The organism is Xanthomonas sp. D-36-1 (assembly GCF_017746155.1).
In the GTDB taxonomy this organism is placed as follows: Bacteria; Pseudomonadota; Gammaproteobacteria; order Xanthomonadales; family Xanthomonadaceae; genus Xanthomonas; species Xanthomonas cissicola.
The window spans coordinates 51,598-66,216 of sequence record NZ_JAGHWR010000019.1 but is presented as its reverse complement, the minus strand read 5'-3'; the positions used below and the strand labels follow the sequence as shown (position 1 = coordinate 66,216).

At 63.4% G+C, this 14,619-nt stretch carries 13 protein-coding genes, 1 tRNA gene and 1 pseudogene; 10 read left to right on the top strand and 5 right to left on the bottom strand.

What is annotated here, in order from left to right; all coding sequences use genetic code 11:
* The first annotated feature begins 548 nt into the window (after nt 1-548).
* The 5 genes from recQ to J7367_RS06005 all read left to right on the top strand — a co-directional run bounded on the left by recQ (nt 549) and on the right by J7367_RS06005 (nt 5,202).
* Nucleotides 549-2,345, top strand: coding sequence for a DNA helicase RecQ (gene recQ / locus J7367_RS06025; protein ID WP_057659582.1), 1,797 nt, complete (start codon nt 549-551; stop codon nt 2,343-2,345).
* 138 nt (nt 2,346-2,483) lie between these two features.
* On the top strand, nt 2,484-2,981 hold the full coding sequence (locus tag J7367_RS06020; protein ID WP_017155539.1) for a hypothetical protein: 498 nt from the start codon (nt 2,484-2,486) through the stop codon (nt 2,979-2,981).
* A 78-nt stretch (nt 2,982-3,059) separates the two neighbouring features.
* Nucleotides 3,060-3,464 (top strand): response regulator, encoded by a 405-nt coding sequence (locus J7367_RS06015; protein ID WP_057659584.1) that lies wholly within the window; start codon nt 3,060-3,062, stop codon nt 3,462-3,464.
* 158 nt (nt 3,465-3,622) lie between these two features.
* Nucleotides 3,623-4,393: a hypothetical protein gene (locus tag J7367_RS06010; protein WP_244664172.1), complete on the top strand. Its 771-nt coding sequence runs from the start codon at nt 3,623-3,625 to the stop codon at nt 4,391-4,393.
* Nucleotides 4,394-4,917: 524 nt separating this feature from the next.
* Entirely contained in the window at nt 4,918-5,202 is a 285-nt protein-coding gene (locus J7367_RS06005) for a hypothetical protein (RefSeq protein WP_169790132.1), read from the top strand.
* A gap of 90 nt (nt 5,203-5,292) precedes the next feature.
* Here the strand turns inward: J7367_RS06005 and J7367_RS06000 are convergent, their stop codons facing one another.
* The gene (locus tag J7367_RS06000; RefSeq protein ID WP_017155536.1) at nt 5,293-6,003 is read right to left on the bottom strand and encodes an rRNA pseudouridine synthase; all 711 of its coding nucleotides are present in this window, start codon (nt 6,001-6,003) and stop codon (nt 5,293-5,295) included.
* A gap of 210 nt (nt 6,004-6,213) precedes the next feature.
* On the opposite strand from J7367_RS06000, the gene J7367_RS05995 reads away from it, so the two are divergent.
* The gene (locus J7367_RS05995; RefSeq protein ID WP_057659588.1) at nt 6,214-6,420 is read left to right on the top strand and encodes a hypothetical protein; all 207 of its coding nucleotides are present in this window, start codon (nt 6,214-6,216) and stop codon (nt 6,418-6,420) included.
* Nucleotides 6,421-6,930: 510 nt separating this feature from the next.
* Nucleotides 6,931-9,097, top strand: a pseudogene (locus tag J7367_RS05990) (methyl-accepting chemotaxis protein).
* A 350-nt stretch (nt 9,098-9,447) separates the two neighbouring features.
* On the opposite strand, the gene J7367_RS05985 reads toward J7367_RS05990, so the two are convergent.
* The gene (locus J7367_RS05985; RefSeq protein WP_057659590.1) at nt 9,448-10,074 is read right to left on the bottom strand and encodes a LysE/ArgO family amino acid transporter; all 627 of its coding nucleotides are present in this window, start codon (nt 10,072-10,074) and stop codon (nt 9,448-9,450) included.
* A 100-nt stretch (nt 10,075-10,174) separates the two neighbouring features.
* On the opposite strand from J7367_RS05985, the gene J7367_RS05980 reads away from it, so the two are divergent.
* Complete coding sequence (locus J7367_RS05980) at nt 10,175-11,077, top strand: LysR family transcriptional regulator ArgP (RefSeq protein ID WP_057659591.1); 903 nt, start codon at nt 10,175-10,177, stop codon at nt 11,075-11,077.
* Nucleotides 11,078-11,229: 152 nt separating this feature from the next.
* On the opposite strand, the gene J7367_RS05975 is transcribed toward J7367_RS05980, so the two are convergent.
* Nucleotides 11,230-11,589, bottom strand: a complete 360-nt coding sequence (locus tag J7367_RS05975; RefSeq protein WP_057659593.1) for a response regulator — start codon at nt 11,587-11,589, stop codon at nt 11,230-11,232.
* Nucleotides 11,586-12,593: an HWE histidine kinase domain-containing protein gene (locus tag J7367_RS05970; protein ID WP_057659595.1), complete on the bottom strand. Its 1,008-nt coding sequence runs from the start codon at nt 12,591-12,593 to the stop codon at nt 11,586-11,588. The genes J7367_RS05975 and J7367_RS05970 overlap by 4 nt, the downstream gene beginning before the upstream one ends.
* Nucleotides 12,594-12,865: 272 nt before the next feature.
* Here J7367_RS05970 and queC point away from each other — a divergent pair, with 272 nt between their 5' ends.
* Nucleotides 12,866-13,540, top strand: a complete 675-nt coding sequence (queC, locus tag J7367_RS05965; protein ID WP_057659598.1) for a 7-cyano-7-deazaguanine synthase QueC — start codon at nt 12,866-12,868, stop codon at nt 13,538-13,540.
* 48 nt (nt 13,541-13,588) lie between these two features.
* Nucleotides 13,589-13,664 (top strand) — tRNA-Lys (locus J7367_RS05960).
* A gap of 241 nt (nt 13,665-13,905) precedes the next feature.
* Here the strand turns inward: J7367_RS05960 and queE are convergent.
* On the bottom strand, nt 13,906-14,586 hold the full coding sequence (gene queE, locus J7367_RS05955; RefSeq protein ID WP_057659600.1) for a 7-carboxy-7-deazaguanine synthase QueE: 681 nt from the start codon (nt 14,584-14,586) through the stop codon (nt 13,906-13,908).
* Nucleotides 14,587-14,619 lie beyond the last annotated feature (33 nt).

Below are 14,619 nucleotides of genomic sequence, written 5' to 3'. Positions count from 1 at the left end.
CCCGCGCCTTCGGCGCGCCCCCCTGACTCAGGGGGCGCAGCCATCTCCGCTTCGCGGACATGTCCCCCAACATTCGCGGTGCAAACGTTGGGCCCCGCTACGCATCTCCTTACCCCGCGCCTTCGGCGCGCCCCCTGGCTCAGGGGGCGCAGTCATCTCCGCTTCGCGGACATGTCCCCCAACATTCGCGGTGCAAACGTTGGGCCCCGCTACGCATCTCCACACCCCGCGCCTTCGGCGCGCCCCCTGACTCAGGGGGCTGTGGGTGGTTAGGTTCACGACGATGGCGCATGATGTACAGGTTCTGCAGGACGCCACAGTCTTTTGCCACACCCTCTGCATCAATTGCCGGGAATTAAGCCCCTATCCCATCGGGAAAGCGTTGGGGTGAGGGGACGGGGCGAAGCCTCATGGCGCTGACTGCGCACAAGACTTCACACACTGCCGGCCATCCGCCAGCCGCATCACGGCAATCCCTGATGCCTCTTCGCGTCGTCCCACCCAGCATCTGCCCGGCCAGGGCTTGACCCGCACGGTATCCTAGGCGGATGTCTTCCCCCGCCCACGAACTGCTCAGCCGCGTCTTCGGCTACAACGACTTCCGCGGCCCGCAGCAGGCCATCGTCGAACACGTCGCTGCCGGCAACGATGCCCTGGTCCTCATGCCCACCGGTGGCGGCAAGTCGCTGTGCTACCAGGTGCCGGCGCTGCTACGCGACGGCATCGGCATCGTGGTCTCGCCGCTGATCGCGCTCATGCAGGACCAGGTCGAGGCCCTGCGCCAGCTAGGCGTGCGCGCCGAATTCCTCAATTCCACCCTGGATGCAGAAAACGCCCAGCGCGTGGAACGCGCCCTGCTGTCCGGCGACCTGGACCTGCTCTATGTTGCGCCCGAGCGCTTGCTGACCCAGCGCTTCCTTTCGTTGCTGGAACGCAGCCGCATTGCGCTGTTCGCCATCGACGAAGCCCACTGCGTCTCGCAATGGGGCCACGATTTCCGTCCGGAATACCGCCAGCTCACCGTACTGCACGAGCGCTGGCCGCACATTCCGCGCATGGCGCTGACGGCCACCGCCGACCCGCCGACCCAGCGCGAAATCGCAGAGCGCCTGGATCTGGTGGACGCGCGCCACTTCGTCAGTTCCTTCGACCGCCCCAACATTCGCTACACGGTGGTGCAGAAGGACAACGCGCGCAAGCAGCTGCAGGAATTCCTGGGCCGTCATCGTGGCGCGGCCGGCATCGTGTATGCGATGTCGCGGCGCAAGGTGGAAGAAACCGCACAGCAGCTGTGCGCGCAAGGCTTCAATGCACTGCCCTATCACGCCGGCCTGCCGGCAGAGGTGCGTGCAAAAAACCAGCGCCGCTTCCTGCGCGAGGACGGCATCATCATGGCCGCCACGATCGCTTTCGGCATGGGCATCGACAAGCCGGACGTGCGCTTTGTGGCGCACGTGGATCTGCCCAAATCGCTGGAGGGCTACTACCAGGAAACCGGCCGCGCCGGCCGCGACGGCGACCCGGCCGAGGCCTGGCTGTGCTACGGCCTGGGCGATGTGGTGCTGCTCAAGCAGATGATCGAACAAGGCGAAGCGGCCGAAGAGCGCAAGCGCCTGGAGCGCGCCAAGCTCGACCACCTGCTTGGCTATTGCGAATCCATGCAATGCCGCCGCCAGGTGCTGCTGGCAGGCTTTGGCGAGACCTATCCCAAACCCTGCGGCAACTGCGACAACTGCCTGACCCCGGCCGCCGCGTGGGACGCCACGGTGGCCTCGCAGAAAGCGCTCAGTTGCGTCTACCGCAGCGCGCAGCGTTTCGGCGTGGGCCATTTGATCGACATCCTGCGCGGCAGCGAAAACGAACGCATCAAACAGCTGGGCCACGACCAGTTGAGCACCTACGGCATCGGCCGCGATCTGGACGAACGCACCTGGCGCGGCGTGTTTCGCCAGCTGGTGGCCGCCAGCCTGCTGGAAGTCGATAGCGAAGGTCACGGCGGCCTGCGCCTCACCGATGCCAGCCGTCAGGTACTCAAGGGTGAGCGCCAGGTCATGATGCGCCGCGAAAATCCGGCTGCCGGGCGCGAGCGTAGCGCGCAGCGCACCGGCCTGCCGGTGCAGCCGCAGGATCTGGCGCTGTTCAACGCCTTGCGTGGCTTGCGCGCGGATCTGGCCAAGGAACAGAACGTGCCGGCCTTCGTGATCTTCCACGACAGCACCTTGCGCAACATCGCCGAGCAACGGCCAACCAGCATCGATGCGCTGTCGCGGGTGGGCGGCATCGGCGGCGGCAAGCTGGCGCGCTACGGCGCGCAATTGATCGAGATCGTGCGCGACCAGGGCTGATGCAGCAGCGTGTGTCAACACAACACCGCGCACGCCACAAAAATCCGCAAGATCGACAGCGCGCATTCAATCAGCCGTTGCTAGTTTCACAGGGCGAGCTGGCACGCGCTGCCAGCCCCTCTTCGTAGAGTCCAACCGATGAAACGCAGCCTGCTTGTCCTGGTCACTCTGTTTGCCGCCGGCAGCGTCGCCGCTGGAAGTGCGTTGGCCCAAGCCAGCGACGGCAGCCCCGAAACGGCGACCGCACGTTCGCTGGACCTGAGCATTCCGCAAGCCCCGGTGCAGCTCCGCTCCGACCCGGAATACAGCAACGACCCGCCGGGCACCTTCTACGGCGACAAGAGCGGCCCCAAGCCGGCGCTGGCCCGGCCAAGTGCCGCTTCCATCGCTGCCGAACGCGCCGAGCAATGCCAGGGCAAGCTGCATGGTGCTGTCGAGACAGGCCTGGGCTATTCCAGCCGCGGCGGCAACAGCAACTGGCAGGCGGTGAATTTGAATTCCTGCAAGACCTATTACGACGACGACGGGAAGGCGCACCAGATTGGCGTCAGCATCAGTGTCGGACGTGGTGAGGGCTCCATTTTTGGCCCGCGCTATGCACCTGGTGGCTATGGTCCGGGCCCGTTCGGCTGGTAACCATACGGCAAGGTGTGCGTTGACAGAGGGTTCACTGCCGCATCGCTGAGAATGTGGCCTGCCTTACGAGACCAGCTCATGCCACAGAACAAGGAACGGCCGGTTGTCTTCGTTGTCGAAGACGGCGACGGAACCCGACAGCTCAGCTGCCTTGTGCTGGAGAGCTATGGTTTCACTTGCCGCAGCGCCGGCTCGGTCGAAGAAGCCTTGGCCCTGATCGAAAGCGACCCGCGCGTGGACGTGCTGTTTTCCGATATCCATTTCCCGGGCGGCTTGACCGGTGTGGACTTGGCGCTCAAGACCGCGCATGCGCCGTACAACCTGCCGGTGCTGCTGACTTCCGGCCTGGCGGTCGAATATGTGGAAGAGATCCTGCTTGACGGCGTGGCCTTCCTAGAAAAGCCCTATACCCCTGAGCAACTGCTGAGTGCGATCCGCAGCGTGATGGCCAAGCACCGCGTGCTGGCCACGCCAGTCGCGTAACACGAGCGGCCGCGACTGGACGGTTGCCCACAATCCCGGTATTAAATGCCGGCCCTCGCGCGATGCGGCGGCAACGGGGATTGACCACGACACGGTAGTACCACAGACGCGGCGCATCGCCCGGCTGGCAGTACCGTGTCTTAACACCAGGGGAAAACATGAGACATCTAGTGACCGCAGCCATTGCCATGGCTGCGCTAAGCGGTTGCGCCACGGTCATGGACGACGCGACCCAGCCAATTCGCATCGACACCAAGACCGCCGACGGGCAGCTGGTTTCCGGCGCCGACTGCGCCATCAGCAACGACAAGAGCCGGGTCACGGTGAAGTCCGGCCAGACCGCACAAGTGCGTCGTTCCGCGCGCGATCTGGAGGTGACCTGCGTGCTGCCCGGCCAAAGTGATGCCGCGGGCCGTTCCATCTCGCGCGCCAACATGGGCATTTGGGGCAACATTCTGATCGGCGGGGCGATCGGCGCCATCGTCGATCACAGCAAGGGCACCGGTTATACCTACCCGAGCTGGATCCAGTTGGTGTTCGGGCAGACGCTGAGCTTCGACCGCCATCGTGAGCACCGGGGCCAGCCGCTGCAGGGTGAGAACGCGCACGGTGTGGTGGCGACACGCAATTCCAGTTCCGGCAGCCCCACGCACGCGTCGGCGGTCACCCTGCCATTGCCGAGCGAACCGGCAGCCTCCGAGCAGGCAGTCGTTACGGCAGTGCCTGCGGCAGCCGCAGGCAACGCTGGGCCTGCAGGCCCAGCGATGTCGACCGACTCGGCGGCCAGCCGCGCCCAGGGCATCAGCAATGGCCTGCAATGCGGCACCGTGCAGGCCACCAGCGCCACGCGCTTCAGCGCGGTCTGCAGCAGCGGCACCACGGTGCAGATCGATTGTTCCGGTTTCCGCTGCACTTCCACGTTTCAGTGATGCGGTGAGCGGTGGGCACAGGCCCACGGTCATGCACAAGTCGTCGCGACGGCTGTCGGAAACGTCCCGACAGCTTGTCGGCTCTCGCCCGATTTACGTGACCGATGCCGCATTTAAACTGCAGCTACCGGACGCGAGGCCTGTTGGGCCGCTCAACTCGCGGGGCGCAGAGCACGCCCCTGCCGGAACACGGAGGAGCGAAGGCGCGAAGGCGCGACAGAATGGTCGCGCTTTCCCCCCACGATCTGCGCGTGCGTTCGTCCGTGCAGTCGTTTAGCAGGAAACGATTGCCGCCCGGCTCCATGCATGGAAGGCCAGTCGCGTCCTGCAATTGACCGCAGTGCAATTGTCATTGCAATCGCCCATCGGCTCCCCGGCACTCACTCCACGCAGCATGCCGATGTGCGCGTATCACTGTGCAAGCGCCTGCTTGGCCACCCCCTGATGCACGGGGCGATGCTTCCCGAATCACGCTGCAGAGGCACACTCCGACTCGTGCAAGGTGACTATTGCTGCATCGATCGATGCAAGGCAACGTCCGCCTCCGCGCCGCGCACGTAGATGCCCTGGGTCATCGAAGCGGCGGAAACATCCGCCTGCTTCTGCAGCACACCATGCATTTCACGCGATCAAGCAGGCTGCTCGCTAGGCTAACGTCATCGCAGCGCTGTGCTGCGCAAGACTGTCAGGAGTTCCGCATGGGCGACAATTCGTTTTTATCTCCGGCCTTCATCATCCTGGTCATTGGTGTGATTGCCGTGGTGCTGTTTCTGGTCACGCGTGCCAAGAAAAAGCGCAACAAGAAATAATCGCTGCATGCGCTGCTGGCCGTGACTGAGCACACGCGCACCCAGCGCTACGTGTTGACAGCGGCTGCAGCCGCTCACTCCGTGCTGCAGTCAGAACCGCTCGCCTGCCGGCAGGTAGCGCCATTCGCCGATCGCCAGCTTGCCCAGCGGCACCCGGCCCACGCGCAAGCGGCGAATGCTCACGACCTCCAGGCCCACTTGGCCGCACATGTCGCGCAGTTGGCCGGGCTGCACGTGCTTGATTGCAAACCGCAAGCGGTCTTCGCTTTGCCAGCTCACCTTGCAAGGCGGGAGACTGCGCTGTTGGTAGACCAAGCCATGCGCCAGCCGCGCCATTCCGTAAGGGCGCAACTCACCCCGCACTTCCACCAGGAATTCCTGCTCGATCGTGCCAGCGTCAGCGCTCAGCCGGCGCAGCACGCGGCCATCCTGGCTCAGGATCAACAGGCCGCTGGCCACCTCTTCCAGCGGCAGCGGTGCATGTAAGCGTAGGAAGTGCCGCTTCAGCACACGTACGTCGGACTGATCCAGCGCGCTGCGCGTTGCCGGCGTGGCAAGCGCCAGCGCGGCATCGACGCAGACGCCTGCCGGCTTGTGCAGCAACAAGGTGGCGGGCTCGGCAGGCACCGGCACCGCATTTTCGGCCAGGGTGACCTGCGCCGCGGTCGCTAGCGCCTGCGGTTCTTCGACCACCACGCCGTCCACGCTGACCCACCCGCCCTCGATGTAGTGCTGGGCCTCGCCACGCGAGCAGCCGAACGCGGCAGCCACACATTTATCGAGACGGATCGGATCGGACATCGGGCGAGCTCAGCATCAGGGGACGGCAGTGTACGTGCTGGCTGTTTGCCCGCGTGAGTCGCGGCCCAACGCATCGGACGGTGCGCCTGCGCAGGCCGGCACTGCCTGCTATCGACGCAATGGCAAACTCCGTGTGCACCCAGACACCGGCAAACGCTTCTGCACCGCACGACAACGTGGGAAACTCGAAGCTCACACAGGAGATCGCAGATGTTTATCCAGTTCGGCACCGCCCGGGTCCGCCTCAACCATATCTCTGTCATCAGCGACCCCTTCAACGCTGGCGAAAGCTTCGGGTCGTACTGCCACTCGGTTCGGGTCGGGCTGATCTCCGGCGAAGAAGTCTTTGCGCGCTTCAACAGCGAGAATGGCGCCAAGCAACTGCACGCAGACGTGCTCGCTGCGCTGGAAGCCTGAGCAAAGAGTGATCGCCATCGCGGCGCGCTGCGTGCGCACCCGATGGCCCCAACTGCAGCACATGATGTTCCTGCCATGCATGCTGCGGTGCGGGAATACGCGCGACGCCGCGTGCGGCCCCTTCCACTGAAGTACCTCGCACAGCCTATGCGCTATCGGGCTCGCGTCTGTCTTGTCAGGCGCCCGATGCAGAACTGGCCTGCATGCATCCAATAGCCAGTCATACGCGTCTGTCGGCCACGCGCCAATGTCGGCAAAACGTCGGAAAATCGCTGCATCACCAGCACACTTCGATCCGGCCAAATGCATCTGAATCTGCGCGCTGGGGCACCTATGTCAGGACAGCGGAAGCGAGTGTCAGGAAACTTCCGATCTGTAATGAATCAGCGGTAAGTATTTTCGATCGACAGTCTTTAGCTCCCTGAAATTCTGCCGCTAGCTGGGCAAGGCGCTTGAGTCGATGCACCCCGCATCCGCCGAGCTGCTCAGCTGTACTACCTGGAAGCGGTCATGAATGACTATCTGCAACGCCTCAATGTCGGCCGTCGCCTCGGAATGGCGTTCGGTATTCTGATTCTACTGTCGGGCCTGCTGGTGGCGACCGGCCTGATCACCATGGCCAATGCGCGTTACGAGCTGGACACCATCGTCAACAACAACATGGAAAGGATCCGGCTATCCTCCGAAATGCTCGACGCCAACACCAATGTGGCGATCGGCTTGCGCGACGTGGTGATGGTGTCAGGCGATGCGGCCAACCGGCGCGCACTGGACATCATCGAAAGGAGTCGCGCGCGCTACAAGCAAGCCCACGATGCCCTGGCTGCGATGCCCAGCAGCGAGCTCGAAAAAAAGGCGCTCGCACTGGTGCAGGAAAAGCGCGACATCTCGGTCAAGTTCAACAACCAGATTCTCGACTACGGCATGCGCGACCAGAATCAGCAGGCACAGGCCTTGCTGCAAGGCGCTGCCGCTGCAGCGATGGACCAGCAACAAGCCGCAATTGCTGCAAATGCCGCCTTGGAGCGCCGCCTCAGCAAAGATGCGTACGCCGCAGCGGTTGCATCGATGCATAACGGCAAGATCATCCTGGCCAGCGGCGGCATCGCTGCGCTGGTGATCAGCGCGCTGCTCGCATGGTTGATTACGCGCAGCCTGACCAGGCCGTTGAGCCAGGCCACGCGCACTGCCGAAGCCATTGCCGCAGGCAATCTGCGCAACGATGTGCACACCACCGCAACGGATGAAACCGGCCGCCTGTTGCAGGCCATGGACAAGATGCAACTGCAGCTGCGCAACCTCATCGCGGCGCAGACCGACATGGCCAAGCATCACGATAACGGCCAGATCAGCTTCCGCATCGACGCAACCGTTTTTCCGGGCGACTACGGCCGCATGGCCAACGACACCAACGCATTGGTGGCCTCGCACGTGGCCGTGCAAAACGATCTGGCGCGCATCATGGGGCGTTATGCCATCGGCGAACTCTCCGAAGACATGCAGCCCCTGCCGGGCGAAAAAGCTGCCTTCAGCAACACCATGTCGCAGGTCAAGCTCAACCTGTCTGCGATGAATCACCAAATCAAGCACCTTGCGCAGGCCGCCGCCAATGGCGACTTCAGCGCCCGTGGTGATGTCGAACGCTTCCAGTTCGACTTCCGCATCATGGTGGAGAGCCTGAACCAGTTGATGTCCACCGCGGACGGCAATCTGCAATCGCTATCGGCACTGCTGCAGTCGATCGCAGCGGGCGACCTCACCGCACGCATGAGCGGCGACTTCCGCGGCGTATTCGCACAGATGCGCGATGACGCCAATGCAACAGCAAGCCAGCTGGCGCAGATCGTCGGCAACATCCAGCAGTCGGCCGTGTCGATCAACGCGGCTGCCAGCGAGATCGCCGCGGGCAACCAGGATCTGTCGCAGCGGACCGAGCAGCAGGCAGCCAACCTGGAAGAGACCGCCGCCTCGATGGAAGAGCTAACCTCCACCGTCAAGCAGAATGCCGAGAGTGCGCGCCAGGCCAATCAATTGGCGATCGGTGCCGCACGCGTGGCCTCGGAAGGGGGCACTGTGGTCGGCAAGGTCGTGGACACCATGAGTGGTATCGAAGCCTCGTCCAAGAAGATCGCCGACATCATCTCCGTCATCGACGGCATTGCCTTCCAGACCAACATCCTGGCGCTGAACGCCGCGGTGGAAGCTGCCCGGGCAGGCGAACAGGGTCGTGGCTTTGCGGTTGTTGCCTCGGAAGTGCGCACGCTGGCGCAACGCTCCTCCGGCGCAGCGAAGGAGATCAAGGACCTGATCGACGATTCCGTCCAACGCGTGGCCGAAGGCTCGGCACTGGTGCAGCGCCGGCAAGACCATGGGCGAGGTCGTGGCCAGCGTCCAGCGCGTCACCGACATCATGGGCGAAATTTCGGCGGCCTCGCAGGAGCAATCTGCCGGCATCGAACAGGTCAATCAAACCATCACGCACATGGATGAAACCACGCAACAGAATGCGGCGCTGGTGGAAGAAGCCACTGCCGCCGCCCGCTCCCTGGAAGAACAAGCCGTGCAACTCACCGACGCGGTCGCCATCTTCAAGATCGATGCACGGCAGGCACGCCGCGCAGACGCGCGCGCTACCGCACCGGTCGCGCATCTGTTGGACAAGGTACGCCACGCCTGAGCAGTGGCGTGGCCGCCGGCTGACTTTCAAAGGGGCAGCTGGCGTGAGCGCACCGCAGCGCTTGCCGGCGGCGATCGCAACAAGCCACTCACGTCCTCCCAAGCGCGCCCTGAGCGCGCGCTTGGCTGTTGCAACGGCGCAGCTACCTTTGCAGGGACACCATCTGCGCCAACGCCGCCTGTTCGCTGTCAAATAAACTGCCGAACATATCGAATTGTCGAGCAATCCCTGCACCGGCGGCGATCCGACGGCCCGGCCTGGCGGGTGGACTGCAATAGATCACCATGGACCAGCAGAATTTCCGGCTCCCACACCTGCGCAATGACTGCATAACGCTGCAGACAGAGCGATTAGCGCAGCGCCACGTGCTCGGGTAGCAGCAACAGCACACACAGCAGCAGCATGAAGACCGCGATCAGTCCATCCAGTATCTGCCACGCACGCGGATGCCGGAACACCGGCTGCAACAAGCGGGCGCCATAGCCCAGGCCAGAGAACCAACTGACGCTGGCGATACACGCACCGAGCGCAAATGCCCAGCGCAACGCACCGGGATAATGCGTGGCCAGGCTGCCGAGCAAGAGCATCGTATCGAGATAGACGTGCGGATTGAGGAAGGTAAACGCCAGGCAGGTGAGCACTGCGCGTTGCCAGTGTTCTTCGCCCTGTTGCGCCGGGGTCATTGTGCCTTCGCCGCGCCAGGCACGGCGCGCGGCCATCCAGCCATAGACTGCAAGAAATGCGGCACCTGCGTAACGCAGCAGCTGCAGCAGGCCCGACCATTGCTGCGCCAATACGCCGATTCCGGCGACACCGAGCAATATCAGCGCGATATCCCCTAGTACGCAGATCGTCACCACTAGCCCCACGTGCTGGCGCTTGAGTCCTTGCCGCAGCACGAACGCATTCTGCGCGCCAATCGCAACGATGAGGCCGACACCGGCGAGAAAGCCGGCGATTATTGCTTGAGCGATCACAGTGTTGTCTCCGGGTAAGGAGTGCATCGTCTGCCATTGCAGATCATTAGAAAAACTAAATAATCTGTATGCTGCTTAGATCTCCTAATGCGCTCAAACTATGGATCTCCTACATCCTCAACTGGCCGCATTCGCAGCCGTATTGGACGAAGGCAGCTTCGACGCTGCTGCACAGCGGCTGGCGGTAACGCCCTCGGCAATCTCGCAACGCATCAAGGCGCTCGAAGATCGACTGGGGCAGGTACTGGTCATGCGTAAGGCGCCTTGCCGGCCAACACCGGCAGGCGAACGGCTGTTGCGCCGACTTAAGCCCATGCAGGTACTCGAAGCCGAAGCGATTGCCGACTTCCTGCCTGGCGATGGCGTCGCCGGCCATCTGCGCACACTCGCCATCGCGGTCAATGACGACTCGCTACAAACCTGGTTCCTGCAGGCGTTGTCGTCGCTGCACCAGACGCACAACTTCCTGTTCGATGTGCAGGTGGACGACCAGGATCACACCCTGGAATTGTTGCGCACTGGCAGCGTACTGGGCGCGGTCACCTCCGAGCGCGCGCCACTGCAGGGCTGCAATGTCCACGCATTGGGCGTGATGCGGTACCACGCAGTCGCATCGGCAGCGTTCGTCGCTGCGCACTTCAAGGGTGGCTTTACGGCCAGCGCGCTGGACCAGGCGCCGATGATGGTATTCAATCGCAAGGACACGTTGCAGGCGCGCTTCGTCAGGCGCATCACGCGCACCCGGTTGGCCCCGCCCACGCATTACCTGCCCACCTCCACCGGTTTCGTCGAAGCCGCTGCACGCGGACTCGGCTGGTGCCTGGCACCCGAAGCGATGGTGCTGCCTGCGGTGCGCAACCAGCAGGTCGTCATCATCGACCCCACCCGCTGGCTCGATGTCCCGCTGTACTGGCAATACGCCGCTGTGCGCTCGAGCGCCTTGCAGCAACTCAGCCAGGCACTGCGCGAGGCCGCTGCCACCAGCTTGCGTGGCAGCAGATAGACACCACAGCCACCGTTCTCACTGCCTGCCCATCGCCGGGCTGCCATGCATCGGCTTGCGGGGCATGCGCGCCAGCGCACTGTGGCAGACAGGGCTATCGCACTTCTCGCCGGCTACCCGTGTCGTTCAACTTCGGCAACACACGCGCTCGATCACTCGGCGCTGCGCTGCTGCAACAGCGAGAGCGCATGTTTTAGATCGCGAAAATGGAAAGGCTTCTGCAGACCGTGCCGGTGCCGGTACTTCTCGGGAATCCCGCCCTGCGCATAGCCGGTCACGAAGATATACGGAACACCGCGCGCGTCCAGTTCTTCTGCAATTGGAAACGACCAGGTGCCGCCAAGATTGATGTCCAGCAGTGCCAGGTCGAGGTTGCCTTCCTGCACCGCTTGCAGCGCTGCGTCCACGTCGGCCACGGTTGCCGCCACCTCGTAGCCCAGTTCCGCCAGGCAATCCTCCAGGAGCATCGCCACCAACGACTCGTCTTCGACCAGGAGCACGCGCATGGTCATGGCCGTGCCTCGGCATGCTCGGGCGGCAACGGGATGGAAACGCGGAAACACACGCCAGCCGGGTCGAACGACAGCTCAACCTCGCCCTTGAGGTCGTGCTTCAAGCCACGCTCCAAAAGACGCGTGCCGAATCCTTTGTGCGTGGGTGGTTGCACGGGCGGCCCCCCGCTTTCGCGCCAGATCAATTCGAGGCGCTCCTGCTCGCCGCGTGTGCTGCGCTCCCACGAAACCATGACATTCCCAGCTGGCAAGGATAATGCGCCGTGCTTGAGCGCGTTCGTGCACAGCTCATGCAGCGCCATCGACAGCGCCAATGCCCGCCGCGGATCCAGCCGACAAGAATCGCCCTGCAGCGTGAAGCGCTGGCTGTCGTGCGACTCATACAGCGCGGCAGCGTCGCGGGTCAGTTCCAGGACGTCGGCACTGACCCAGTTTTCGCGCGTCAGCGTGTCGTGTGCCCGCGACAGCGCCAGCAAGCGCGCGTCGAGCTTTTCCTGAGCGTCGGCCAAGCCGCCGGCGTTGGTGAACGACTGCCGCGCCAACGATTGCACCATTACCAACGAATTCTTGACCCGGTGGTTGAGCTCGTTGATCAACAGTTGCAGGTGCTGCTCATGCTGCTTGTGCTCGGTGATGTCGCGCGTGGCGCCAGCGATCGCCTCGACCCTGCCATCGGGTCCGAATACCGGAGTAAAAATGTAGTCGTAGATGCGCAGGCCCTTGGTGGTATGCGGGAATGGCACCTCGCCGCGCACCGGCTGGCCTGTTGCGATCACCTGTTCGATCTCTTCATCGTGCATGGCCGCATGCCAGGGCTCGTAGCCCAGTTCCAGGCAGGTCTTGCCGCAGGCGTCTTCCCAGCGCATGCCCCACATCGTCAACAACGCCTGATTGGCGTAGACGAAGCGATGCTGGATATCGAACACATACAAAAGATCCGGTGTTGCCTGTAGCAGGGCCTCGTAAATGCGCGATTTCGCTGCGTCTTCCTGATGCTCGGCCATTGCGTCATGCTTCCAAAATTGATGCGAACGATAAATGCACTTACGTGAACGCCTGATCATGCGTATTTGACGTCGAATCCAGCGCAGAAAACGCCCGCCGTCACCGAAGAGACCGGTTGCAATCGATCGATAACGCAACTGCACTCCACTCTTTCCTCTTGCGCGGCCAATCCCGCACCAACCAAAGCCGTAGTGATGACCGGTTCCTGGTCGCCCTGCACCACCGTCCCTGATAGCCTTCGGGGTTATTCCGCAGTGATTGCCGATTCGTCATGAAAAAAGCCGTTGTTCTGTTGTCCGGTGGCATGGATTCCGCCGCCGTTATCGCACTCGCGCAGGAGCAGGGCTTTGCCGTCTACGCGCTAAGCGTGCGCTATGGCCAACGCCACACGTCGGAACTGGACGCCGCAGCGCGCGTTGCTGCCGCGCAGGGCGTCATTGCGCATAAGGTGGTCGACGTGGACCTGCGCAGCATCGGCGGCTCGGCGTTGACCGACGACATCGACGTCCCCGACGCTGGCGGCGAAGGCATCCCGGTCACGTACGTCCCTGCGCGCAACACCATCATGCTGTCGCTGGCGCTCGGCTGGGCCGAGGTCATCGGCGCCAACGACTTGTTTTGTGGCGTCAATGCGGTGGACTACTCTGGCTACCCCGATTGCCGTCCCGAGTTCGTGCGCGCTTTCGAGGTGCTGGCCAACCTGGCTACCAAGGCAGGCGTGGAAGGTGCAGGGCTACGCGTGCACGCACCGCTGCAGTTCCTCAGCAAGGCCGACATCGTCCGTGAAGGCGTGCGCCTGGGTGTGGACTTCGGCCTCACGGTCTCCTGCTACCGCGCCGATGCGGATGGGCGCGCCTGCGGCCACTGCGACGCCTGCCGCCTGCGCGCAGCCGGCTTCGCCGATGCCGGCGTTCCCGACCCCACGCACTACGCCATTTTGTCTTGACGCCCGCGTAGGGTAGAATGCGCACCCCGACGCAATGTCGGGGTCAGTGGGCCGTTAGCTCAGTCGGTAGAGCAGAAGACTTTTAATCTTTTGGTCGATGGTTCGAATCCATCACGGCCCACCATCTCCAGCAAGGCTTTCAGCGAACTTCATCGCTGCGCAAGAAGGCACCCACTCCGCCATTCCGCAATCTTCGGTCGCCCTGCAAGCCTGCAGGTACCGATGCACCGCGACGTCATCGCCGTGCGCCTAAGGTCTTTGCCACCTTGTGGGATCGCCCGCTGCCAGATCAGACCGACTTACCGCCCAGATCTTTTTGCCAGCGTAAGGCGGGTTCCTGAGGCGCCGCGTTACCTGCCTGATCCTCAGCGCCCAGCCTCGTCGTTCCACAGCAGCTTATGCAGCTGCATCTGGAAGCGCACCGGCAAGCGATCTGCCACGATCCAGTCGGCCAGCTGGCGCGCGCTTACCTCGCTTTTGCTCGGCGAAAACCACACCGTGCAGCGGCGATCCAGGCCATGCGCGGCGACGACCTCGCGCGACCATTCGTAGTCGGCGCGGCTGCAAATCACCAACTTGATCTGGTCGCGTGCGGTCAGCAGCGGCAGGTTTTCCCAGCGATTGCGCGCCTGCTCGCCGGATGCGGGCGTCTTGATGTCGACCACGCGCGAAACGCGCGGATCCACGGCAGACACGTCCAGCGCACCGGAAGTTTCCAGCGAAACGTCGTAACCGGCGTCGCAAAGCTTCTCCAGCAATAACAGACAACGCTTCTGTGCCAACGGCTCGCCACCGGTCACGCAGACATGGCGCACGCCATGACTGGCGACCTCGGCAACGATGGCGTCGATGTCATGCCACTGCCCGCCATGGAACGCGTAGGCAGTGTCGCAATACAGGCAGCGCAACGGGCAGCCGGTCAGGCGCACGAACACCGTCGGCCAGCCGGCGGCATCGGCCTCGCCTTGCAGGGACAAAAAGATTTCGGTGATCTTCAATCGCGGCAATGGCGACTGGACGATCTCGCTGGGGACGGCGGCGTTCATGGGCGAAGTATGCGCCGTGCCGACCGGCACAGA

Coding starts and splice junctions, on each gene's coding strand:
- J7367_RS05970 (WP_057659595.1), bottom strand. CDS start 12,593: ATGGCCGAGCATCAGGAAGACGCAGCGAAATCGCGCATTTACGAGGCC.
- J7367_RS06010 (WP_244664172.1), top strand. CDS start 3,623: ATGAGACATCTAGTGACCGCAGCCATTGCCATGGCTGCGCTAAGCGGT.
- J7367_RS06020 (WP_017155539.1), top strand. CDS start 2,484: ATGAAACGCAGCCTGCTTGTCCTGGTCACTCTGTTTGCCGCCGGCAGC.
- J7367_RS06015 (WP_057659584.1), top strand. CDS start 3,060: ATGCCACAGAACAAGGAACGGCCGGTTGTCTTCGTTGTCGAAGACGGC.
- J7367_RS05980 (WP_057659591.1), top strand. CDS start 10,175: ATGGATCTCCTACATCCTCAACTGGCCGCATTCGCAGCCGTATTGGAC.
- J7367_RS05995 (WP_057659588.1), top strand. CDS start 6,214: ATGTTTATCCAGTTCGGCACCGCCCGGGTCCGCCTCAACCATATCTCT.
- recQ (WP_057659582.1), top strand. CDS start 549: ATGTCTTCCCCCGCCCACGAACTGCTCAGCCGCGTCTTCGGCTACAAC.
- J7367_RS06005 (WP_169790132.1), top strand. CDS start 4,918: ATGCAAGGCAACGTCCGCCTCCGCGCCGCGCACGTAGATGCCCTGGGT.
- queC (WP_057659598.1), top strand. CDS start 12,866: ATGAAAAAAGCCGTTGTTCTGTTGTCCGGTGGCATGGATTCCGCCGCC.
- queE (WP_057659600.1), bottom strand. CDS start 14,586: ATGAACGCCGCCGTCCCCAGCGAGATCGTCCAGTCGCCATTGCCGCGA.
- J7367_RS06000 (WP_017155536.1), bottom strand. CDS start 6,003: ATGTCCGATCCGATCCGTCTCGATAAATGTGTGGCTGCCGCGTTCGGC.
- J7367_RS05975 (WP_057659593.1), bottom strand. CDS start 11,589: ATGACCATGCGCGTGCTCCTGGTCGAAGACGAGTCGTTGGTGGCGATG.